At 68.4% G+C, this 22,112-nt stretch carries 16 protein-coding genes and 7 pseudogenes; 13 read left to right on the top strand and 10 right to left on the bottom strand.

What is annotated here, in order from left to right; genetic code table 11:
• The first annotated feature begins 208 nt into the window (after positions 1-208).
• A complete protein-coding gene (locus tag ABZ478_RS19595) occupies positions 209-1,015 on the top strand; it encodes an IS5 family transposase (protein WP_359551011.1) in 807 nt (268 codons plus the stop codon).
• Here ABZ478_RS19595 and ABZ478_RS19590 read toward each other — a convergent pair.
• The gene (locus tag ABZ478_RS19590; RefSeq protein WP_359551250.1) at positions 957-1,463 is read right to left on the bottom strand and encodes a hypothetical protein; all 507 of its coding nucleotides are present in this window, start codon (positions 1,461-1,463) and stop codon (positions 957-959) included. The two genes, ABZ478_RS19595 and ABZ478_RS19590, sit on opposite strands and share 59 nt — an antisense overlap.
• Positions 1,464-1,672: 209 nt before the next feature.
• Here ABZ478_RS19590 and ABZ478_RS19585 point away from each other — a divergent pair, with 209 nt between their 5' ends.
• The 3 genes and pseudogenes from ABZ478_RS19585 to ABZ478_RS19575 form a co-directional block, all read left to right on the top strand.
• Positions 1,673-3,376, top strand: a complete 1,704-nt coding sequence (locus ABZ478_RS19585) for an ISAzo13 family transposase (protein WP_359551247.1) — start codon at positions 1,673-1,675, stop codon at positions 3,374-3,376.
• Positions 3,377-3,462: 86 nt separating this feature from the next.
• Positions 3,463-3,839 (top strand): annotated as a pseudogene (locus ABZ478_RS19580) (ISAzo13 family transposase); the annotation flags it as partial.
• A 2-nt stretch (positions 3,840-3,841) separates the two neighbouring features.
• Positions 3,842-4,132: pseudogene (locus tag ABZ478_RS19575) on the top strand (restriction endonuclease); the annotation flags it as partial.
• 61 nt (positions 4,133-4,193) lie between these two features.
• On the opposite strand, the pseudogene ABZ478_RS19570 reads toward ABZ478_RS19575, so the two are convergent.
• Positions 4,194-4,425: pseudogene (locus ABZ478_RS19570) on the bottom strand (hypothetical protein); the annotation flags it as partial.
• 837 nt (positions 4,426-5,262) lie between these two features.
• Between ABZ478_RS19570 and ABZ478_RS19565 the strand changes: the two are divergent.
• Positions 5,263-6,483 carry an MFS transporter gene (locus ABZ478_RS19565; RefSeq protein ID WP_359551010.1) on the top strand — a complete coding sequence of 407 codons (1,221 nt, stop codon included), beginning with the start codon at positions 5,263-5,265 and terminating at the stop codon, positions 6,481-6,483.
• Here ABZ478_RS19565 and ABZ478_RS19560 read toward each other — a convergent pair.
• From ABZ478_RS19560 to ABZ478_RS19550, 3 genes and pseudogenes are all read right to left on the bottom strand, one after another.
• Positions 6,421-7,209: an ROK family protein gene (locus tag ABZ478_RS19560; protein ID WP_359551008.1), complete on the bottom strand. Its 789-nt coding sequence runs from the start codon at positions 7,207-7,209 to the stop codon at positions 6,421-6,423. The two genes, ABZ478_RS19565 and ABZ478_RS19560, sit on opposite strands and share 63 nt — an antisense overlap.
• A gap of 122 nt (positions 7,210-7,331) precedes the next feature.
• A pseudogene (locus ABZ478_RS19555) lies at positions 7,332-7,493 on the bottom strand (ROK family protein); the annotation flags it as partial.
• 130 nt (positions 7,494-7,623) lie between these two features.
• Complete coding sequence (locus ABZ478_RS19550) at positions 7,624-8,505, bottom strand: sugar isomerase (protein ID WP_359551005.1); 882 nt, start codon at positions 8,503-8,505, stop codon at positions 7,624-7,626.
• Positions 8,506-8,696: 191 nt separating this feature from the next.
• On the opposite strand from ABZ478_RS19550, the pseudogene ABZ478_RS19545 reads away from it, so the two are divergent.
• A pseudogene (locus ABZ478_RS19545) lies at positions 8,697-9,199 on the top strand (alkaline phosphatase); the annotation flags it as partial.
• Here ABZ478_RS19545 and ABZ478_RS19540 read toward each other — a convergent pair.
• Both ABZ478_RS19540 and ABZ478_RS19535 read right to left on the bottom strand, forming a co-directional pair.
• Positions 9,142-9,654, bottom strand: coding sequence for a hypothetical protein (locus ABZ478_RS19540; protein WP_359551003.1), 513 nt, complete (start codon positions 9,652-9,654; stop codon positions 9,142-9,144). The pseudogene ABZ478_RS19545 and the gene ABZ478_RS19540 overlap by 58 nt on opposite strands.
• A gap of 7 nt (positions 9,655-9,661) precedes the next feature.
• Complete coding sequence (locus tag ABZ478_RS19535; RefSeq protein ID WP_359551002.1) at positions 9,662-9,970, bottom strand: DUF3472 domain-containing protein; 309 nt, start codon at positions 9,968-9,970, stop codon at positions 9,662-9,664.
• A 1,032-nt stretch (positions 9,971-11,002) separates the two neighbouring features.
• On the opposite strand from ABZ478_RS19535, the gene ABZ478_RS19530 reads away from it, so the two are divergent.
• The 7 genes from ABZ478_RS19530 to ABZ478_RS19500 all read left to right on the top strand — a co-directional run bounded on the left by ABZ478_RS19530 (position 11,003) and on the right by ABZ478_RS19500 (position 20,521).
• Entirely contained in the window at positions 11,003-11,896 is an 894-nt protein-coding gene (locus ABZ478_RS19530) for an ABC transporter permease (protein WP_359550999.1), read from the top strand.
• Positions 11,889-12,815: an ABC transporter permease gene (locus ABZ478_RS19525; RefSeq protein ID WP_359550997.1), complete on the top strand. Its 927-nt coding sequence runs from the start codon at positions 11,889-11,891 to the stop codon at positions 12,813-12,815. Before ABZ478_RS19530 ends, ABZ478_RS19525 begins: the two co-directional genes overlap by 8 nt.
• On the top strand, positions 12,815-13,816 hold the full coding sequence (locus ABZ478_RS19520) for an ABC transporter ATP-binding protein (RefSeq protein WP_359550994.1): 1,002 nt from the start codon (positions 12,815-12,817) through the stop codon (positions 13,814-13,816). Before ABZ478_RS19525 ends, ABZ478_RS19520 begins: the two co-directional genes overlap by 1 nt.
• The gene (locus tag ABZ478_RS19515; protein WP_359550991.1) at positions 13,791-14,807 is read left to right on the top strand and encodes an oligopeptide/dipeptide ABC transporter ATP-binding protein; all 1,017 of its coding nucleotides are present in this window, start codon (positions 13,791-13,793) and stop codon (positions 14,805-14,807) included. Before ABZ478_RS19520 ends, ABZ478_RS19515 begins: the two co-directional genes overlap by 26 nt.
• Positions 14,808-14,881: 74 nt before the next feature.
• Positions 14,882-16,474, top strand: a complete 1,593-nt coding sequence (locus ABZ478_RS19510; protein WP_359550989.1) for an ABC transporter substrate-binding protein — start codon at positions 14,882-14,884, stop codon at positions 16,472-16,474.
• Between the two features lie 51 nt (positions 16,475-16,525).
• A complete protein-coding gene (locus ABZ478_RS19505; protein WP_359551245.1) occupies positions 16,526-17,662 on the top strand; it encodes a Gfo/Idh/MocA family oxidoreductase in 1,137 nt (378 codons plus the stop codon).
• 192 nt (positions 17,663-17,854) lie between these two features.
• On the top strand, positions 17,855-20,521 hold the full coding sequence (locus ABZ478_RS19500) for a hypothetical protein (RefSeq protein WP_359550988.1): 2,667 nt from the start codon (positions 17,855-17,857) through the stop codon (positions 20,519-20,521).
• A gap of 7 nt (positions 20,522-20,528) precedes the next feature.
• On the opposite strand, the pseudogene ABZ478_RS19495 reads toward ABZ478_RS19500, so the two are convergent.
• From ABZ478_RS19495 to ABZ478_RS19485, 3 genes and pseudogenes are all read right to left on the bottom strand, one after another.
• Positions 20,529-20,781, bottom strand: a pseudogene (locus ABZ478_RS19495) (HD domain-containing protein); the annotation flags it as partial.
• Positions 20,782-20,995: 214 nt separating this feature from the next.
• Positions 20,996-21,630 (bottom strand): annotated as a pseudogene (folE, locus tag ABZ478_RS19490) (GTP cyclohydrolase I).
• A 1-nt stretch (position 21,631) separates the two neighbouring features.
• A complete protein-coding gene (locus tag ABZ478_RS19485; protein WP_359550986.1) occupies positions 21,632-22,063 on the bottom strand; it encodes a hypothetical protein in 432 nt (143 codons plus the stop codon).
• Positions 22,064-22,112: the final 49 nt, after the last annotated feature.

The following is a 22,112-nucleotide window of genomic DNA, read 5'->3' as shown; positions in this document are numbered from 1 at the left end:
TGACTTGTTGGCTGGTGGGCATAGAGGAAGGGCCTCTTGGTAGCTCGCGGATGTCGAGTCCAGCGAGAAACAAGAGGCCCTATTGTCGAAGTGTCGCGTGGTTACGGTTGCCGGGTCCAGTCCGCCCACTCCTGGGTGTGACTGTCTCGCCCACAGGTTCGGAAACGCGGCCGACCGGCCGGAGCGCCGGCCCCGGTACGGCTCGGACATGAGCGATACGGAGTGGGCCCTGGTGCGGGATCTGCTACCGGTTCCGGGGTGGCTGGCCGGCCGGGGCGGGCGGCCGGAAGGCTACTGCCACCGGCAGATGATCGACGCGGTGCGCTACCTCGTCGACAACGGCATCAAGTGGCGGGCGATACCGTCTGATTTCCCGCCCTGGCCGCGTGTGTGTGCCTTCTTCGCCCGCTGGCGGGACGCGGGACTGATCGCCGAACTGCACGACCGGCTGCGTGATGCCGTTCGCGATGCCGAGGGCCGTGATCAGGAGCCGAGTGCGGCGGTCATCGACTCACAGTCGGTGAAGGCGGATGCCACCGTCCTCCTGACTTCGCGAGGCTTCGACGCCGGCAAGAAGGTCAACGGACGCAAGCGGCACCTGCTCACCGACACCCTCGGTCTGCTGCTGGACGTGCTGGTCACGCCGGCGTCGACCACCGACCTGGACGCCGCCCGCATTCTGCTGCCGGCGGCCAGGGACCGCTTCGGGCGGCTGGCACGGGTGTGGGCCGACGGCGGATACACCGGCCACCTCGTCGACTGGAGTGCAACGCAGCTCGGAGTCGTCCTCGACGTCGTCCGCCGCAGCGACGACATCCGCGGCTTCCAGGTCCTGCCCCGCCGCTGGGTCGTGGAACGGTCCTTCGCCTGGTGCCTGCGCAGCCGGCGCCTGGTCCGGGACTACGAGCGGCGCACTGACACCAGCGAAGCCGTCATTCTGTGGTCGATGGCCATGCTCATGAGCCGCCGCCTGGCCGCCCGGCACCAGGGTCCTGCTCAGATGCGGGCAGCGTGAACCTGCCCGGCTTCTTCTCTACCAGCCAGCCCCGTTCCACCAGCCGCTTCAGCCGTGCCCTCGCGCCTTCGACGCGGGAGGCCGACGCACTGTCCCAGCCCAGCACCACCGCCGCCCGCCGGGCGCCCAGCCCGTCGCCTCCCGCGTCGACCGCGGCGGTCATCAACACCTGGTAATCCGGCGACAGCTCCTTTACCCCGGTCGCGTTCTGCCGGTGAGGCCCCGCCCGGCGCGGTCCGACCGGCTTCCTCCTCAACACCTCACCAGTCACGTCGGCGGGTGCATCCTCCTCGGCCAGCGCCTCCAGATACTGTTCCAGGCCGATCACCCGACGCCGGTGCACCTCTTCGGCATTCGTCAGAGCCGCCCGCACCCGATCCAGCTCAGCCTCAAGTTGCTTTACCTGCGCGGCTGCGGCTTTCTGCCGCGTCTCCAGAACCGCCCGCATCGACGGCATCCGCCCACCTCCACGACATCTCGCCCGGCAACAAGCCCAGGCTCCCGAGGCAGCCGCTGCTTCACGCCTGACCAGCGAAGACCTCACACGAGGTTCGGAAAGAGAACGGCCTCTAAGGGCGTGCAGATCTTTAACTCGTGGCTTTCCGTTCGGCGGCTCGTTGGTCTGGCATGAGCAGGTTGGATGGGCAACGGGCCGTGCTGGCAGCCAAGTTCGAGGCGATTCTGCCGCACCTCGACGAGCGGCAGCGTCGCCTGCTGATAGGGGCGGAGGCCCAGTCCCTCGGTCACGGCGGGATCAGAGCGGTCGCTCGTGCCGCCGGTGTCTGTGAGGCCACTGTGTCTGTCGGAGTGCGGGAACTCGGCTCCGGAGAGGCTCCGTTAGGCCGTGTCCGTCGGCCCGGCGCCGGCCGCAAACGCGTCGTCGACCTGAACCCAGCCGTTCGGGAGGCACTCCTCGCGCTGGTTGAGCCCGACGTCCGCGCCATGTCGCCGCTGCGCTGGACCACCAAATCCACCCGCAAGCTCGCCGAGCAGCTGACCCGGCAGGGCCACAGGATCTCCGCGGACACGGTGGGCGACCTGCTGCGCGAGGAGGGCTTCAGCCTGCAGAGCAACGCCAAGACGCTGAAAGGCAAGCAGCACCCCGACCGGGACGCACAGTTCCACTACCTCAACGAACAGGCCCGCGACCACCAGGACGGCGGTGCTCCGGTGATCAGTGTGGACACGAAGAAGAAGGAGCTGGTCGGCCCGTTCAAGAACAACGGCCGTGAATGGGAGCCGAGAGGCGAGCCGGTGCGAGTCGACACCCACGATTTCCCCGACCGCGAGCTGGGCAGAGCGGTGCCCTACGGCATCTACGATGTCGCCGCAAACACCGGCTGGGTCAACGTCGGCACCGACCACGACACCGCCGCGTTCGCCGTCGAGTCGATCCGCCGTTGGTGGAACGGAGCCGGGCGGGCCACCTACCCGACGGCCGGCCGGCTGCTGATCACCGCCGATGCCGGCGGCTCCAACGGGTCTCGCACCCGCACGTGGAAAACTGAGCTCGCCCGGTTCGCCGCTGAGGCCGGCCTGACGGTCACCGTCTGTCACCTGCCTCCCGGCACTTCGAAGTGGAACCGGATCGAGCACCGGCTGTTCTCCCGCATCACCATGAACTGGCGCGGCAGGCCCCTGACCAGCCACGAAGTCATCGTCGAGAGCATCGCGGCGACCACCACCAAAACCGGCCTGACCGTGCACGCCGAACTCGACACCAACCCGTACCCCACCGGCATCCAGGTCAGCGACGAGGAGATCGCCTCCCTGCCCATCACCCACCACCGCTTCCACGGCGACTGGAACTACACCCTCCACCCCCAGCATCCGATGGACGCGGCGGCGACCGACAGCACGTCAGACCAGGCCCCGGCGAGCAGACCGCCTCGCCTCGCGCGGCGTTCACTGCAGGACCCGGAACTGACCGGGATGACCCGCCAGCAGCTCAGCGAGCTCATCGACGCGCTGACTCCAAAAGTGGAGGTCCAACGCGAGCAAGTGCTCCGCACACGCCGCGGTCACGAGCGCCTGGTGGCCCCTGACACAGGTGCCAAAGCGAAGCTCACCCCAGCCGACCGGGTCCTGGTCACCGTGCTCCACCTACGCAAGCTCGCGACCATGGGCCTCCTCGGCCAACTCTTCGGCGTCACTGCCATGACCATCAGCCGCGCGAAACAGGAGGTCCGCCCACTCCTGGAAGCACACGGCCACCACATCAACACTTCTACCGCCCGCCTTCGCACACCAACCGACGTCGCGACGTTCCTGGATCCCGACTCCACCCAGACCAAGGTCAAAAAGGGCTCGCAGAGAATCAAGGTGTTGCTTCCAGCGATGCGGCTCGTTGTTGTGGTGTGAGCGTCACCGACGAGGTTCGCGGCCAACTCGATGTGAAGTTCCAGGTGTTATTCCCAACCCTCGACGAACGGCAGCGGCGGCTGATGATGGGGGCTGAAACCCGGAACCTCGGGCACACGCGGGCGGCCCAGGTCAGCGAGACGACGGTCCGCAAGGGGGTGGACGAGCTGGAGGCCGGGGAGGAACCCCTGAGCCGGGTGCGCCGGCCGGTGGTGGCCGGAAGAGGTCCGCAGATCTTGATCCTGACGAACGGGGCGATCCGATGTCGCCGCTGCACTGGACGGTGAAACCGACCAGAAACCTCGCGGCCGCGCTCGCCCGTCAGGGGCACCGGGTGAGCGCGGACACGGTCGGGGACCTGCTGAGTGAGGAGGGCTTCAGCCTGCAGGCCGGCGCCACGACCCTCGAGGGCAGGCAGCACCCGGACCGCGACGCCCGGTTCCGCTACACCAACGAGCAGGCCATCTCGCCTGGACCGGCCCGGAGGCGCTGGCCGAACGCGACTACGAGCAGATCGCCCTCCAGCTCACCGGCCACGCCCGCGCCGTCGCCTCCGACGTTCGCCGCTGCGCCGCACAGTTGCCGAAGGACAGCGGCCCCCGGGCGCTCGCCGACATCGTCTTGCGCGAGGCGGAAGACCAGCTATCCCTGAGGATCGAGGACCCCGTGCGCTGCGTCCAGAGCCGCGCCCGCCTCGTCCGCGCCCTTTACGAACGCCTGGACCACCTCGAGGCCGCGCGCACCCAGGTCGTGTGATCACCCTCCGCACCCGGCGCGACCACGGGCCCAGGTGCGGAGGGCTGCACCCGCAGCAGGCCTACGCGGGTGCCGGTTCCGGGCGCAGCGACGCGAGCGGTGAGCGCCGGCCTTTCTCCACCGCGTGCAGCTGCTCCCAGTCGACCTCCGGGTGGTCGGGAATGACCGCGTCGGCGGAGGCCATGGTGTAGAGCGCGACGTCGACGGCCCCCGGCCCGGCTCGTGCCGAAGCGGACCTCGATCGACTGCGGGGAGCGTACCCGTCCTAGCCGGATCATGTGGTCGAAGTCGGCCTCTCCGGGAGAGTGGCCGCATTTGCGGCTGACCAGCCAGTATACGTCGCGTAGGTGTCCGGGACGGTGAACGCATGTCCGCGGCGTCTTCCGCCGACAGCAACTCCCGTATATGGCTCCCGGGTGGCACCGATGGGCCGGCGAACATCTGGGGAGTCACGTTGGTCCGTACGGTGGACAGGTCGGTGTTATAAAGGCCGACACCGATTTGATCCTGGGCGAGCAGCCCGCGCAAACACGACAGCTGTGTTCCCACTCGGTGACCTGCCACGTCGGCCCGGCCAGCACCAGCAGCTCCGAGGAATCCTCCAGCGGCACAACCCGGAACGTCACCTCCACTGTGCGCCCGGACCGGGTGCGCAGCATCACCCGCCCCGCGTAGCGCCTCGGGAGCACCGGCGAACAAGGCCTGCACCGGCTGGCCGCAAACCTCCGCGTCCTCCAGCTCCGCCGCTGCTCGAGACCACCGCACCACCGTCCCCCCAGCATCGAGGACGGCCACGGCCGCAGAACCGAAGTCCGACGATCGGCCATCGGCGAACCCGGACATACCGCACCTCCTTCATGCTGGCGGAAACAGCCCCCGGAGATCCCCATTATCTCCGCGACCACGGCGCTTCGCCGACGTACAGGCGTGCCCGGCGCGGCACAAGAGTCGGCTCGAAGAGCCTGGACGTGTAAAAGTGGGCATTGTGCGCGTGCTTCGACCGCAGCGCGAAGTGCGCACGCGTTTCACCATTGCCGGCCCGACCCTCCGCAGGACCGACAGCGCGGCGAAGGAGCTTTGCGATGCCCGAACTCGCTTTGTCTGCCTCGGCCGCGACAGCCTAAATCCCTGTGCTCGCCCAACGACAGCAGCCGACGCGTCGAGGGCGGCTCGGCCCGGTGCTGTTTCTGGCCCACTTCAGCTGGTTGCTTCCCATGCTCACGAGCCTGACCCTGCTCCAGGCTCTTCTGGCCCAGGTAGACGCACGGACGAAGGTCGCCCACTACGCGACCCTTACCATCATCGGCGGGGCGGCCGCGACACTCGCCAACGTCGTGTTCGGTGCGCTGTCGGACCGCACTCGATCCCGCTATGGCCGACGGAACCCATGGATTTTGGGCGGCGGACTCGCCGCGGCCGCCTGGGTCAGCGCGATGTCCTTCGTTCACGACTTCACGGCGCTGGTGGCGCTGTGGCTGGGTTTCCAGATCTCACTGAACGCCTTTCTCGGCCCGCTGATCGCAGTCCTGCCGGACCGGGTGAGACCGGCCGATCTGGGTAAGATCTCGTCCTGGGTCGGGGCTGGCCAGCTCCTCGCGCAGAGCCTTTCAGGCGTGATCGCGGGCCTATTCCTGGCCGTGCCCGCGCTGGGGCTGCGCTGGGTGCCGTGGATACTGGCGGCAGGAGCCGTGCTGGTCTTCTTCCTCGCCCCCGACCGTCCGAACAAGCACGAGCCGCGCGGTGTATTCTTCTCAGCCGCGCTGGTCAAGTGCCTCCTCCCGCCTCGTGACGCCGACTTCGCCTGGGCCCTGGTCGGCCGCTTTTTCGCCCTCCTGAGCTTGTTCGTCGTCCTTCTGTACCAGCTTTACACTCTCACTGACTACCTCGGTCTCAGTACTTCAGCCGCCGCTAAGGTGATCGCCACCGGCGGCATCGTCACCGCCGTCGCTTCCGGCACGGGCAACGTGGTCGTCGGCCCGCTCTCCGACTGGCTGCGACGGCGCAAGGTGATCGTCATTGCCGCCGCGCTGCTGATGGGTGCAGCCGCGGTGCCGCTAGCGGTCAGCCCTTCGCTTTGGGCCTTTTACGGCTTCGCGGTCCTCGGAGGCCTCGGTTACGGCGCCTACAGCGCCGTGGACCAGGCGCTGATGGCCGAAGTACTGCCCAATGAAGACCACCGCGCCAAGGATCTGGGGATCCTCAACCTCGCAAACACCGCACCACAGATCGCAGCACCCCTGATCGCACTGGCCGTTTTGCCAGCCTTCGGCTTCCCGGGACTCTTCACCCTAGCGGCTGTCAGCGCCATGGCTGGCGCCCTCTGCATCAAGCTGATCCGCCGGGTTCGTTGAAGGAACAACAGCGTCACCCGGACACCACGGCCGCGCCACCGCATCGGTGCGCCCGCACAGCGCGCATCCGGATGAGTGGAACGGCTCCTCGGGCAGCACTGCGCGCAGCTCACGGACCGCCCGCCACGGCCACACCTCAGCGGATCCCTGGTACTGGAGATCATCGGTCCAGCCCAGCGACAGGCACTGCTCGCACAGCCCGACGGGGGACGAGGCCAGCAGGGCACCGCGCCGAGCAACACGAGTCGCCTCGACCTGCCACCCGCACCACAAGCAGGCACTCAGTGGTACTTCCGTCGGCCGCTGATACGGCACGGTCGCCACCGCGGAGACGGCCAGGTCCCGCTCCTCACGCGCACGCAGCGGGGTGAGCAGCAGGTCGCCGGACTCGGCGAGGCCGCCGCCCAGGACGATCAGCGACGGGTCCAGCATCGCGCAGGTGATGAGGAGGACGTCAGCCAGCGCGGAGACCGCGTCGTCCCGGACGGCACGCGCGGCCGCGTCGCCCCCTGCGGCGAGCCGTGCGACCTGCGCCGCGTCGGTGTGGCTGCCAGTGGTGGCGGTGTGGCGGCGGGCGACGGTGGCTGCCGAGGCATAGGCCTCCGCGCATCCGGTGGCCCCGCAGACGCAGGGCTCCCCGCCCGGCCGTACGGGGTGTGGCCGATCTCCCCGGTCCGGTTGTGTGCGCCGGGCACCGCTTGCCCGTCGCGGCCAAGGCGGCCGCAATGCCGGTGCCGACAGGAGCGAACAGGAAGTCGCGGTGCCCGAGCCCGGCCCCCTGCCGCGCCTCCGGCGCGGACGTCGTGGCTCACCGCGACGGGCAGGCCGGTCCGCTCGCGTACCAGGTCCGCGAAGGGGACGTCACGCCACCCGATGGTCGCGGAGTGGACGCCGACGCCGGCGGCCGAGTCGACGATGCCGGGGACGGCGAGTCCCACGGCCGAGGCCGGACGTCCGGCCTCGGCCGCCTGCCGCTGCAGGTCACCGACGCGATCGAGGATGCGATGCACCACCGGGTGCGGGCCGCGTCCGCGGTCGGTGGACTGCCAGGAGTGCTCGAGGAATAGCCTGCGGCGTCGAGCAGAGCCGCCTTGGTCCCGGTCCTGCCGATGTCGACGGCTATGAGGTGGCTCATGGCCGTCAGGCGTCCTGAAGGACCACCGAGCGCGTCAGGTGACGCGGGCGGTCCGGGTCGAGGCCGCGGGCGACCGCGCGGGCGACGGCCAGGCGCTGGACGCGGACTAGGTCGGCCAGTGGGTCCAGGTCGCTGCTGACCCAGCGGGCGCCGGTGCTGCGTACCTGCTCGGGCATGCCCTTGGGGGCGGGGCCGAACATCCAGGTCGCGGTGGTGTCGGTGGCGATGCTGATCGGGCCGTGGCGGTACTCCATGGCCGGGTAGGACTCGGTCCAGGACAGCGACGCCTCTTTCATCTTCAGCGCGGCCTCGTTGGCCAGGCCGACCGTCCAGCCGCGGCCGAGGAAGGCGAGCTGCGTCCTGTCGACCAGTCCTTCGGGCAGAGGCTCGGCCAGTGCGGTCTCGGCGTCGCGTACGACGGCGTCGGAGTGCAGGCCGAGGTGGGCGCGGAAGAGGGTGAGCGCAGTGGTCGCGAAGCGGGTCTGCACCACTGACTGCTCGTCGGCGAAGCGGAGGTCGACCAGCTCGCCGGCGACCGACGTCACCTCGGGGCCTGGGACCGCGGTGACAACGACGGTGCGGGTGGTGCCGCGGAGCCGGCGGAGCAGGTCCAGGACCTCGGTGGTGGTCCCGGAGCGGGTGAGGGCGATGACCCGGTCGTACCGGCGGCCGAAGGGGAACTCCGAGGCGGCGAAGGCGTCGGACTCGCCGTGACCATGGCCCTCCCGGAGCGCGGCGTAGGCCTGGGCCATGTAGAGCGAGGTGCCGCAGCCGACGATGGCGATACGTTCGCCGCGGGTGGGCAGCACCGTTGTTTCGGCGGCCCGGGCGGCCGCGCGACGCCAGCACTCAGGCTGGCTGGCGATCTCAACATCAACAAACGTCATAGCTGCCACTCCTACTGACGGGTAGATGCACGTTTACGCAAGCTACAGGAGCGGAACAATCATTATCAAGCACAAAACTAAGCGCAAAACTAATCCATAACTGATCGATTGACTATCTATGTCAGGCTTGCGCCTGTCCGGCTAATCGCTCGACGGGAGCACGACGTCCAAACACCACACACGGAGAGCACCTGTCCCAGGGCGCCCGGTGGAACGCACCGATGGAACTGCTTGCCGAGCATGGCCGGGTTGAGGGGGAGGAGGCCGCGACGGCACTAGACGTCTCGGCCGCGACCTCGACCAGCTCGCCGAGCAGCAGATGCTCGCCTTGAGCTGCCGCTGCGCTACAAGACGGCCCGGAACGCATCGGAGAAGCAGCGCATCGGCCGGTCGGTGGCAGACCTGATGGCAGTCGGCGAAGTCGGCGAGGTTTGTGGGGCTGACCGGCGGCACCACGGTCACCGAGGTCGCCCGCGCCCTGAAGGTACGCACCGACATCGGAGGCGACCCCACGGCGAGGAGCAGCGGCCCTCCGGCGCTGGCCGTGGTGACCAACGCGCTCAACATCGCCAACGAACTGGTGATCCGCCCGCAGATCAGGATCCTGGTGACGGGCGGGGTCGCCCGCCCCCAGTCCTACGAGCTGATCGGTCCGCTGGCCAGCGGGGTGCTGGAGGAGATCACGCTGGACGTTGGGTGGCCGCGCAGGTGGTGACGGTCACCGGGGTCTTCTTCTCGTCGTCCGCGTCGGAGGCCGCGGCGAGGCAGAAGTCGTTCACCAGGCGCAGCGTGCGGTCGGCACCGTGCATCCAGCCATGGTCGCTGGCGGCCGCTCTCCACCACGGCCGCCCGGTTCTCGACGGCCGGCAGGTCGGCGTCCTCCGCCCACTCCAGCTGTGCGTAGTCGGTGTTCTCCACGTCCAGGCACTTGCCGGCGTTGCCGGTGACGGCGCCCCGGACCGAGTTGCCGGTCCCGTGGATCTGCCGGCTGCCCCCGGGCACGGCCACCGTGGAGACGTTGGAGCAGTCCCCGTTGTTGCTCAGCCCGGAGACCGAGGCGGTGACCTTGGTGCCGTCCGCCAGGGTACCGATGGGCAGGCCGAAGGTGGCCGCGCTGTAGGGCTGCTGGATGCAGGTGGAGGGGGTCATGTTCCACTCATAACTCGACCCAGTCGACCATGCCTGCGGTGTTGACACCGGTGGCCGGGGTGCGGATGCTGCCCAGCTTGAAGGACGTGCCGGCGGTGGTGTCGGTGACCGTCGCGCCGAACCAGCCGTCGCCCTCGGAGGACACCGTGAAGGTGTAGGTGTTCCCGGCCTTCCACGGCACGTTCGCGCGGCAGTTCTCGCCGGTGGCCTCGCCGCCGAAGTCCTGGCACCAGCTGCCCGCGGTACCTGCCTTGGCCTCGGTGACGCCCCAGGCGGAGAAGAGGAAGAGCTGGTCCTCGCCTCCGTTGTCCTGCATCCCGATGTAGCCGCCGTTGCCCACGTTGAAGCCGAACTGGTGCGACCAGACGTGTGCGAGGTGAAGCCGGTCGGTGGTGACGGTGTTGCTCTAGGGGACGGTGCCGAGAGCCGGGGTGCCGGTGGGGAGTGCGTAGTTGGTATACGTGCAGGGGGTGTCCCCCCCCGCCAGCCGGGCTGGCGTGAGTGGTGGTCGTTGCGCCCAGGCCGAGCCGCACCGCGAGTGCCAAGGCGGCCCCGGCCCTGGTCGAGGTGCGGGTCAGGCGGCGGGCGCCCATACCGGGGGTACCGGAGATCATGTGCTGCCACCTTATGCTCGATTGTGTTGTTGGAGTCGCTCAAGAGTGCATGAGCGAGCAGTGTCGAGCATTCCGGCGATAGGTCGTTGCCCGGCAAGGGCCGCAAGGGCCCCGGCGGAGCGCCCTGGTAGGGGGTCGTCTTTGCCGTCGCGGCCTGACCGTTATCAGCTAGTGCTTGGGAATGTTCGTTACAGCGTTGAAATACACAACTCTTGCCATCGAGGGGGCAGGTGATGAACCATGTGCCTGTCGCCGCGCAGCCGACCGCGGCGGCACCGCTGAGGTTGTCTTCCGTTCCGCGGCGAATGCGAGATCGCCCACCCACCCCTGGAGGTGCCCGTGTCGACAGCAGAGGCGCCGGCCTCATCCGCGCGAACATCGGTGCCGCAGCCCCGTGAACCTGATGACGGCATGCCGTCCGGCGCGAAGAAGCAGCCGACCCGGCCCATGACAGGGGCGTGGCCGGACGTACTGGTTCCAGTGCCCCCGCCGACGTCCGAGGGCCCGCTGGATGTGCTCGCGGCACGCGTGGGACCTGAACGTTCGGCGATTGAGTCGCGTGACGTGGCGTCACGAGATGCAAGGGCAACCGTGCAGGCGATCCGGATGTCGCTCCTGCATGAGGGTGAGCGCCACCCCGTCGAGCCGCTGGACGCCGATCCGGCCGGTTACTTCACCGACACAGACCTGAAGGTGCAGCGGTGCTGAGATACACGATCCGGCGGGTTTTGTTCATGATCCCGACCGTCCTCGGTTCGACGTTCCTTATCTACCTGCTGGTCTTTCTGATCCCCGGCGATCCGGTGCTTGCTCTGGCCGGCGGCAAGCGGCTCTCGGATTCGAGCATCACTGCGATTCGGGGGCAGTACAACCTGGACGACCCCTTCCTCGTGCAGTACGTGAAATACGTCGGCAATGTGCTGCACGGCAACTTCGGATACGACTTCAACAACAACTCGGTCAGCGGCCTGATCAAGACAGCCTTCCCCTATACGCTGGCGCTCGCGCTGTCCGCTTTTGCCCTGAAGATCGTGATCGGCGTGCTGGCGGGTGTCTGGGCGGGGCTTCGCAAGGACGGCATCCCCGATAAGTTCAATCTGTTCTTCACTATCTTCTTCCTCGCTGTACCAGGCTTCCTCATCGCCTATTTCTCCCAATACTTGATCGGCATCAAGGCAGATCTGTTGCCGATCTCCGGCGTGCGTACAGGTTTCCCCAAGGCGTTCATCATGCCGGCGTTGGTGCTGGCCCTGGAGACCGCGGCACCGTTGGCGAGGCTGACACGAACCAGTCTGATCGACGTACTCGCATCGGACTACATCGTCACTGCGCGGGCGAAGGGCGCCTCACCCGGCCGGGTGATCTGGTTGCACGCGCTTCGGAACGCCTTTCTGCCGGTGGTGACCTACCTCGGACTGAGCTTGGCCGGCCTGCTCGGTGGCTCGGTGCTGATCGAATCCATCTTCAACCTTCCCGGGTTGGGCGGCACGCTCTCCACGGCGATCTCTCAGCAGCAGGGAACGGTCGTCGTCGGGGTCTCTGTGTTCTTGCTGCTTTTCTATCTGCTCACCGCGCTGGTGGTCGATCTGCTTTATCCGATCATCGATCCAAGGGTCCGCCATGCCTGACACCATCGAGACCTCGGCCGCGGCTGCAGCGAAAACCGAACCGTCAGCCCCGCAACAGGGCCGCAGAAAGCGCCGCCGACTGGTGGCTGATGGCCTGCTCAGCACGTGGCGGCAGCCGTTTCTCATCCTGTCCGTGTTGATCATCTTGGTGGTCGCGCTGATGGCCGTCATGCCGGGCCTGTTCACCAGCATCGACCCGCGAGACTGCTCACTTGGCCAGTCCAGACTGGGACCCCGGTCCGGACACCCGTTCGGGTTCGACATGCAGGGCTGCGACTACTTCTCCAACATCGTTCACGGCGCGCGGATCTCCCTCGAGGTCGGTCTGTTGGTGGCGGTCCTCACCTTCCTTATCGCCATGGTTGCCGGTTCGCTGGCCGGCTACTTCGGCGGCTTCGTGGACGTGGTCATCTCCCGCGTGGCCGACATCATTCTGGGTGTGCCGGTCGGGATCGCCAGTCTGGTGATCCTGTATCAGTTCAAGTCCCGGACCGTCTGGACCATCGTCCTCGTGCTGGTGCTTTTCAGCTGGGCCGGAACCATGCGCTACCTGCGCGGTTCGGTGCTGCAGATCAAACAACTGGAGTACGTCCAGGCCGCCCGCGTGCTGGGTGTCGGGCACTGGGGGATTCTGCGCCGGCACGTCGTACCCAACGCGATCACTCCCTTGATCGTGATGTCGACGCTCAGCGTCGGGATCGGCATGACGGCCGAGGCGGGATTTTCCATCCTCGGTGTCGGAATCAAGCTTCCTACGCTCTCCTGGGGTGTGCAGATCGCCGCGGCCAGTTCGGACGGCAACTGGCAGGTGGCTCCGTTCCTGATGTTCTTCCCGGCCGGGATGCTCGGACTGACCACCCTCGCCTTCGTCGTCCTGGGTGAGAACCTGCGTGACGTGCTCGACCCCAGGGGGCGTTGATGGACAACCCGCTGCTCGAGGTCAAGAACCTCGCGATCGAATTCCGCACCGGTCAGCGTCGGCTGCCGGCCGTCCAAGACCTCAGCTTCACCATCGGCCGCGGGTCCACCCTGGCCGTGCTGGGCGAGTCCGGATGCGGCAAGAGCATCACCGCCAAGGCAATCATGGGGATCCTGCCGACACCCCCGGCGCGGATCACTGAGGGCCAGATCCTGCTCGAGGGCACCGACCTGTTGGCCCTGTCGCCCAAGGCGTTCCGCAAAGTGCAGGGGGCCGAGATCGCCATGGTCTTCCAGGATGCGCTGTCGGCACTGAACCCAGTGGTGCCCGTGGTTCGGCAGATCGCCGAGTTGTATCGGATCCATCGGGGAGCTGGCCGCAAGGATGCCGAGGCCGCAGCCATCGACATGATGAGGGCGGTCAAGATTCCGGACGCTGCAAACCGGGCCGGGGACTATCCGTTCCAGTTCTCTGGTGGCATGCGGCAACGGATCATGATCGCTATGGCGTTGGCCCTGGAGCCGAAGCTCCTCATCGCTGACGAGCCGACCACCGCGCTCGATGTCACCGTCCAGGCACAGATCCTCGACCTGCTCGCCGAGCTGCAACAGGAACGCAACATGAGCCTCATGCTGATCACGCACGACCTCGGTGTCGCTGCCCAGATCGCTGAAGAGGCGCTGGTGATGTACAGCGGCGGCCTGGTCGAGCGGGCGCCGATCGCACAGCTCCTAGACCGACCGGCCCATCCGTACACGATCGGCCTGCTCGGTTCGATCCCCGGACCGCAGCACAAGGGTGGGGACCTGCCCACCATCTCGGGTTTGCCGCCGCAGCTGGCAAACCGGCCGAGCGGCTGCAGCTTCCATCCCCGCTGCCGATTCGCCACCGAACTGTGCAGGAGTGAGGCGCCGCCCCTCCACCGCATGTCCGCCGATCGCACGACGGCCTGTCACCACTGGAAGGAGGTAAAGGATGAATACCCCGTTGCTCAGGCTTGAGGATGTCAAGCAGACGTACAAGCCGAAAAGTGCGAAGTTCGGTGTCCGGCGGACGGGCATGATCCGGGCTGTCGACGGCGTGACACTGGACGTGGCAACCGGTGAGACCGTCGGCTTGGTGGGCGAATCGGGCTGCGGAAAATCATCGCTTGCCAGGCTGATCGTCGGGCTGGAGCGGCCGGCCACAGGTCGCGTGCTCTGGCAGGGACGCGACCTTGCCGCGATGAGCCGGGGGGAGACAAGCGCCTTCCGCCGAGGCATCCAGCTGGTCTTCCAGGACCCGTTCGCCTCTCTCAACCCCCGCCGGACGATAGGAGACTCGATCGCCGAGGGGATCCACACCCACGGACTGATGCCACGGCAGCAGGTGCCCTACCGGGTTGACGAGCTCCTGGCCGATGTGGGTCTCGACCCGACGCATGCCGACAAATATCCCCACGAATGCTCCGGTGGCCAGCTGCAGCGGGTTGGCATCGCTCGGGCACTGGCACTGAGTCCCAAACTGCTGGTCTGCGACGAGCCCGTCTCCGCCTTGGACATCTCCGTGCGAGCTCAGGTGCTGAACCTGTTGAACGGACTCAAGCAGAAGCACGGACTGACGATCATCTTCATCGCCCACGACCTCGACGTGGTGCAGCACATGTCCGACCGGATCGTCACGATGTATCTCGGCAAGATCGTCGAGGAAGGTCCGTGCGACGCGGTCTACAACACGTCAGCTCACCCGTACACCCGCGCGCTGCTCTCGGCCATCCCGAAAAGACTGCCGCCCGGACACCGGATCGACCGGGTCGTGCTCGAGGGAGACCCGCCGTCGCCGATCGACCCGCCACCGGGCTGCCCGTTTCACACCCGCTGCTATACCGCGATCGCCGACTGCGCCCACACCCTGCCTGCGTTGACCGATCTCGGGGACGGACACCAGGCGGCCTGCCTCCGCGCTCACGAGGTGCGTGCCTCCCATGTCGGGTTGCCCTACCGGGCACCTTGACGATCTGGCCTGTCCGGTCCGACCCATGTGGAGTCTTCACCCCTGAGAGGAAAATAGTGAGAGTCGTCAACAACGTGATTGCGGTACTCGCAGCTACCACCGCCTGTGCAATCCTGGCCGGCTGTAGCGGGAGCCTGGACGGCAGCACTGACAGCACGAACAGCGGCAAGACCCGGTCCAGCACCATCACTGCCGTGCAGATGCAAGCGATCACCCGGATCACCGGCCCGCAGAACCCTGGAAGCCAGATCGGCATGGCCCTGTGCGAGGGGCTGACCAGGATCGACGAGGCCGGCAAGGTCCTCATGGCTGGTGCCCAGAGCGTCAGCAGCGACGACCAGGTCACCTGGACGATCAAGGTCGCACCCGGCCGTACCTTCTCCGACGGCACGCCGATCACCGCAAAGACGTGGGTCGACTCGTTCAACTTCAGCGCACTTGGCTCCAACGGGATGGCAGGCAACTACGCCTTCATCCACCTGTCGGGATACCCGGAGCTGAACCCGGCCAAGGGCAAGGCTACGAAGACCGAGCTTTCGGGCCTGAAGCTGGTCGACGACAGCACCTTTACCTTGACGATGGACAGCCCGAACAACGACGTACCGTACATGCTGGCAACTCTGCCGTTCTGCCCGATGCCGGAGTCGGCGTTCAAGGACCCGGTGAAGTATGACAAGCACCCGATCGGCAACGGCCCCTACGTCCTGACCAAGCTGGATCCGCAGGTGGAGGCGGTCCTGCAGCGGGACAAGAACTATAAGGGTTGGGTGCCCGACAGCGCGGCATCCAAGATCGTTTTCCGGGTCTACACCGACGACAACACCGCCTATCAGGACGTGGTCGCCGGTAACGCCGACATCCTGCGCAGCCTGCCACCGGGTCTCGTCGCCCAAGGCAAGAACGCACTCGGCGGGAAACGCCTGACTGCCATCACAAAGAACACTCTGGAGACCTACGTCACCTGGCCGACCTACCTGGACAGCAAGTATCCGAAGGAGGTCCGGGAGGCCTTCTCGATGATCACCGACCGGGACGCCATCTCCAAGCACCTGTTCCTCGGTTCCAGCCAAGCCGCCCGATCACTCGTGCCGGATTCGGTGTCTGCGTACCGCAAGGATGCGTGCGGCCCGACGTGCACCTTCAACCCTGCAGGCGCCAAAAAGCTGCTGGACCAGTCAGGCTTCAAGGGCACCATCCCGATGTTCTACGACTCGGCGAACACCACCGACGCCGCAACGGCATTGGCCATCTCCAACGAGGCGAAGAAGATCGGGCTGAAGGTCGAGCCGAAGCCCATGCCAGCAGCCGCACTCGGTGACGACATCAACAACTACACCTTGGACGGTCCGACCATCGCCCTGTGGGGATCATCCTTCCCGAGCGCCTCGGAATGGGTGGCCTCCATCATGGTGGACTCCAACTACCGCCTGAAGTACACCAACGCGACCGCGACAGCGGAGATTGCCAAGGCCTGGGCCTCGAAGAACCAGACCGAGGCGGACAAGCACTGGCAGGCGGCCGAGGACGCCATTTTCGCCGACCAGGTCATACAGCCGCTGTACTACCAGGTGATGTACATCGCGCACGACGAGTGCCTGAAGCCGCATGCCGCCGGTGGCGACATGCAGATCTACCGCACAGAAATCACCTGCAAGACCAGCAACTGACGCGCCGCCCCGGGTGCGGCGACCGTCCGGTCGCCGCACCCCCCGGTTCCCCTGCGCCGCAGCATCGCCGCCGCAGCCCACCGCCCGGGCCGCGGCTGGGTGATTGTCGCAATCGCCGACCTCGACTCGGACGTGCGCAAGCGCGAGGCCGAGCGCTTCAACACCGACATCGCCGTCGAGAACCACAGGCAGCTCCTGGAGCGCGGCGACCTCGACGCCGTCATCGTGGCGACCCCGGACGACTCCCATGGGGCCATCGCCTGCGACATGCTCCGCGCAGGAGTGCCCGCCTTCGTGGAGAAGCCGCTCGGCATCACCGTGGAGCAGTGCGACACCATCCTGAGCACCGCGTACGAGACCGGCACCCGGCTGTACGTCGGCCACAACATGCGCCAGACAGGCGTGGTGCGCTTGATGCGCGACATCATCGCGCGCGGCGACACCGGCGAACCCAAGGCGGTGTGGGTGCGTCACTTCGTCGGGTATGGCGGTGACTACTACTTCAAGGACTGGCACGCGGACCGTAGCCGCACCAACGGTCTGCTGCTGCAGAAGGCCCCGCAGGACATCAACGTGCAGCACTGGCTGGCCGGCGGCTATACCAGCCGCGTCAACGCCCTCGGCGACCTGCTGGTCTACGGGGATCTGCCACGCCGGGAGCCCGACACCCCTCGCCCGGAGGGCTGGCTGCGCGACTTCGACTGGCCGCCCACCGCCCAACGCGACCTGCATCACGTCGTCGATGTCGAGGACGTGTCGGTGATGAACATGCAGTTGGACAACGGCGTCACCGCCGCCTACCAGCAGTGCCACTTCACCCCGGACTACTGGCGCAACTACACCGTCATCGGCACCGAGGGCCGCCTGGAGAACTTCGGTGACGACCCCGGCGACACCGTGAAGGTCTGGAACTCCGGTCCCAGCGGCTACCGCGCCGATGCCGACATCAGCTACCGGGTACCTAACGCCGACGGATCCCATGGCGGCGGCGACTCCCGGATCACGGCAGAGTTCTGCCGCTTCATCCGGCAGGGAGGAGCCACCGACACCTCCCCAGTCGCCGCCCGGATGAGCGTCGCCGCCGGGGCCCTGGCCACCCGCTCGCTGCGCGAAGGCGGCAGGCCCTACGACGTACCGGCCCTGGACCCCGAACTGGTCGCCTACTTCGAGCGCGGCCAGGTGCCGTGAACGCTGCCTGTAGGCCGCGGTCGGCCCAGCCGGCGAGTGGATGCAGAGAAGTGGCCGGACGGCTTGTGTTTCTTCCGCGCATGACTGCCGGAAGGCCGCCACGCTCGGGTCACGTCCCGTGGAGTGGTGTAAACGGCATCGGGCGCAGTTACGCGAGCAAGGACGGGCGGACCGGATGGCACGTCCCGTCGCGTGAGCGACGACCACCGGGCCGCGTTCTCCTGGTACCGGGACAAGGGCCGGATCGTCGCTGGAAACCACGACGCGAGGTCCGATGCCGTCTTCACCGCCTGGGCCAGCGACCTCGAGGAAGGACTGTCCTCGCTGATGACGGCCGCCGACACGGCGACCGTGACCGCCCTCAACGCCCGCGCCCAGGCCTGGCACATCCAGGCCGGCACCGTCGACACCAGCCAGGCCGCCCGGCTGCGCGCCGGACAGCATGCGCACGTAGGGGACGTGATCGTCACCCGTCTCAACCGGCGCCGCATGCTCGTGCGCGGCGGACGGGACTTCGTAAAGAACGGCGACACCTGGACTGTCACCAAGATCCTGCCCGACGGCGACGCGATAGTCCGCCACACCCGCCACCGCGGCCGGATCCGGCTGCCCGCCGACTACCTCGCGAGCCAGTGCGAGCTCGGCTACGCCTCGACCATTCACCGCGCCCAGGGCATGACGGTCGACACCACCCACGCGCTGGCCTCCGCCCGCTCCACTCGCGAAGGCGTCTACGTGCAGCTGACCCGCGGGACGCGCACGAACCGGCTCTACGTGACCCTCGATGACGGCGACCGCCTCGACGATGTCCTCGCGTCGATTGCCGCCCGGCGCCGTGTGCAGCTGTCGGCGACCGAGTCGATCGCCGCGCTGCAGCGCGAGATCAGCGCGCCCGGGCAGCTGTCGGCGGAGTTCGCCGACGTCGCCGAGCGCGCGACCACCGCCCGGCTGACTGGGCTGCTCGAGGACGCCCTCGGCCCGGACCGGGCCGCGACGTTCCTGGCCGCCGACGCCTACCCCGCCCTCATCCGCGCCCTGAACACCGCCGAACGGGCCGGGTTCGACCTGCCCCGCCTGCTGGCCCGCACGGTGCCCGCGCGCGGGTTCACCGACGCCGACGATCCGGCCGCGGTGCTGACCTGGCGGCTGCGCCAGCACCTCAAGGACGCCGCCGAAGCCCAACGCGACGACCGGCCGCGCCCGCTCGCCGCGCTCACGCTGACCCAGCTGCACACCCTGACCCGGCTCTCCGCCTCCCACCGCGCCGTAGCCCGGGAAGCGCTCACAGCGGCCGACGCCGCCCTCACCCACCTGCCCGCCCCCGTCACCACCCGCACCGGCCACACCCAACCCGCCTGGGACCAGCGACGCCTGGGCGGCCTCTCCCGCCGCGAACTCGCCGCCCAACTCGCCACCGTCCGCACCCAACTCCGCCACGCCCAAGCCGACGGAACGCCAGTGTCGGCGACCGCTCGGCACCACATCACCGACCTCACCCGCGAGTCCCAACTACGCCGCGCCCTGACCTGGCGCGACCTGGCCCGCGAGGACTTCCAGCGCGAGATGGCCGCCTCCACCGCAGCCCCCGGCGCCACCTCGCTGGCCCAAGTCCGCCGCGCCCTCAAGACGCGGCAGGCCGCCGTCCACCAGCGTCGGCAGTGGGCGCGTGCCGCGCTGGCCCGCGCCGACGCTGTCTCCGACAAGATCCACGCCGAACTCCGCTTCCGCGAGCGCCTGCCCGACCACGCCCCCCACCGCCCCCACCACCGCGGCGAGATACCGGACTGGGCCGCCGACTCCCACGCCCTGACCCACCCCGACACCCCCGCCCACTGGCGCACGCACCTCGCCGAACGCCACCGCATCCTGGCCCGCTCGCTCGCCGACCGTGGCCACACCCTGGCCGCCGCCCCGCCCGCCTGGGCCCGCCCCCTCGGCCCGCCCCTCGGCCCGCCACCACCCACTAGCACGCCTCAGCGCCGCCACGTCTGGTCCACAACGGCCGCGCTGGTGGAGCTGTGGCGCACCCGCCACGCCATCATCGGTGTGCCGGGACTGGGCCCGCGCCCCGACGACCCGGACGACGCCGCCGCGTGGGACGACCTCGATGCCCGGGTCCGCGCCCTGACCGGACGCCGCCGCCCGCTGCACCTGCCGCCGCCCCCATGCCCCCGCCTCCGTCGTGATTGCCGCCGCCCTCGACCACCTCAACGCGCCCCCGCCCGGCGGACCCCTGCCCGACCACCCGGCGCTGCGCGACCCCCTCGGCATCGCCCCCGCTTCCTACGCAGCACTGGACGCGCGCCTCGCGCGGCGCGCCCTGGCCGCCGCCTTCGCCGGCGAGCCCCTGCCAGAGGCGTGGATGGAGGAGATCACCGCCCCCGGCGAGGACGACGAAGACGAGCAGCGCACCTACACCCGGCTGCTGACCGCCATCAGCGACTACCGGCGCCGCCACCACCGCGCCGGCCCCGACGTCCTCGGCCCGCGCCCGGCAGGCCTCGACGGCGAGGAGTGGGACCACCTCACCGACGCGATCGACCTGTACACCCACGCCCGCGTCCAGCACCGCCTGGAAAAGATCCGGGCCCGCACCACCGCCGAACGCGCCGCCCTCCTGCCGCCGACCTCACCGCTGCGCCTACAGCCCCCGGCCGACACGAACCGACCCGGCCACCGGCCACCGACCCGCTGAGCAAGGTGAGCGTGCACCCCACATCCGGACCCGGCCGCATCCAACTGGCGGGCCGCACCGTGCGACTTGCGCGTCCGGCGTCAGCGGGGACGTACGCGCCCCCGACCGTCCGGCAAAAACGGATGGTCTGGGGCGAGCGTGACCGCGGCAGGACGCCCGCATGACCTTGTTCTTGCCCAGGTGGTTCGCGTCGCCGGTGCGGGCTTCCTGGGAGTCGTGCGACACGGCGAGAAACGCGGCGCGGGCCGGGTCGGCGCCCTCCAGCTGGGCGATGATCGACGCGATGAGGGCGGTGCGCCAGGAGTGATCCGCGACCGATTCGGGATCCTTGACGCCGGCCATCCACCAGCCGCTGCGCTTGGTGTGTTTGAGCGTCCCCGCCTCGAACACGGGAACGCGCCACCGCGGTCATGCCGTCGGTCACCGTCAGGCTTCTCTCACGCTTCGGCGAGGCGGATCGCGTACCTGGTGCTTTCCGACTTCCGCCGCGCGCACGGCGACAGCCGTGAACGAGGTGGGTGAGGCGTCTGTCTTCGTGCCAGTGGCCGGGAAAGCCGTCGGCGAGGAAAGCGTCGGACGCCTGAAGGCAGGGCGACTTCGGGTTCTCAGCTTTCGATGAGTGGTGGGGGCTGCCGGCCTCAGCGGGGCAGACCGGTCAGGGTGAGGAACTCGCTGCGGGAACGTGCGTCGGTGCGCAGGAGGCCGCGGAGGGTCGAGGTCATGGTCGTGGTGCCCGTGGCCTGGACGCCGCGCAGGGTCATACAGGTGTGCTCCGCCTGGATGACGACACCGACGCCTTTGGGTTGCAGGTGGTTCTGCAGCCAGTCCGCGACCTGCTTCGTGAGGCGTTCTTGGACCTGGGGACGGCAGGCGAAGTGTTCCAGGATGCGGGCGAGTTTGGACAGTCCCAGGATGCGCTCACCGGGCAGGTATCCGATGTGGGCGGTGCCGACGAAGGGCAGCAGGTGCACATCGATCGCAGGGGGATGCTGCGGGCCAGGACCAGTTCGTCGTACCCCTCGTCGTTGGGGAAGGTCGTGAGGTCGAACGGGCGGGGACTGAACAGCTCGGCGTAGGCGCGGGCCATCCGGCCGGGAGTGCCGCGCAGGCTCTCGGAGTCGGTGCTGACACCGAGGGCGTTGAGGAACTGGGCGGCGGCCTGTTCGGCAGCCGTCAGGTCGATTTCTTGCCCGGCAGGGGGGATGACGCGCAAGGCGGCGGCCTGGGGTATCGGCTCGAACGGCTGCGGCAGAGCGGTGGTGGACTGGGTCATGTCAGCTGCCGCCCATACCCAGAGCGGTCAGCAGGACCAGGACCACCGTGATGACGGCGAACAGGCCGTGGGTGCCGACCACGGCCACGGGGAAGTGCCGCTCGGCGGGAGCGGCCTCGTCGCCTGCGCCCACTGCCGGCGTGGTGGCGCGTGAGCGGTAGACGGGAATCCAGCGGGTCAGCATCACGAAGCCGAGCAGGGCGACGGGCACCAGCAGGATGAAGGCGGTCCAGGCCAGTGCGTCCTTGCCGGTGACCACGTAGATGATCCAGATGACCAGGCCGATTGCGGCGAGCGCGAAGTGGCCGAAGATCACGGGGACCGGCAAGTGGCTGTTGCCGCCGCGGGCACCGCCGCGCGAAAGCCAGGTGGCCAGCATGTAGAAGCCGCCGAGAGCGGTGATCACCCAGGTGACCAGTGCGGCGATGTCCATGAGAACTCCAGGTGGGTGGGGGGGGAGACAGTGACAGAAAAGGATGGGG

It is taken from the genome of Streptomyces sp. NPDC005706 (genome assembly GCF_040631045.1).
Taxonomy (GTDB): Bacteria; Actinomycetota; Actinomycetes; order Streptomycetales; family Streptomycetaceae; genus Streptomyces.
This window is presented reverse-complemented; position numbering and strand designations above follow the sequence as displayed.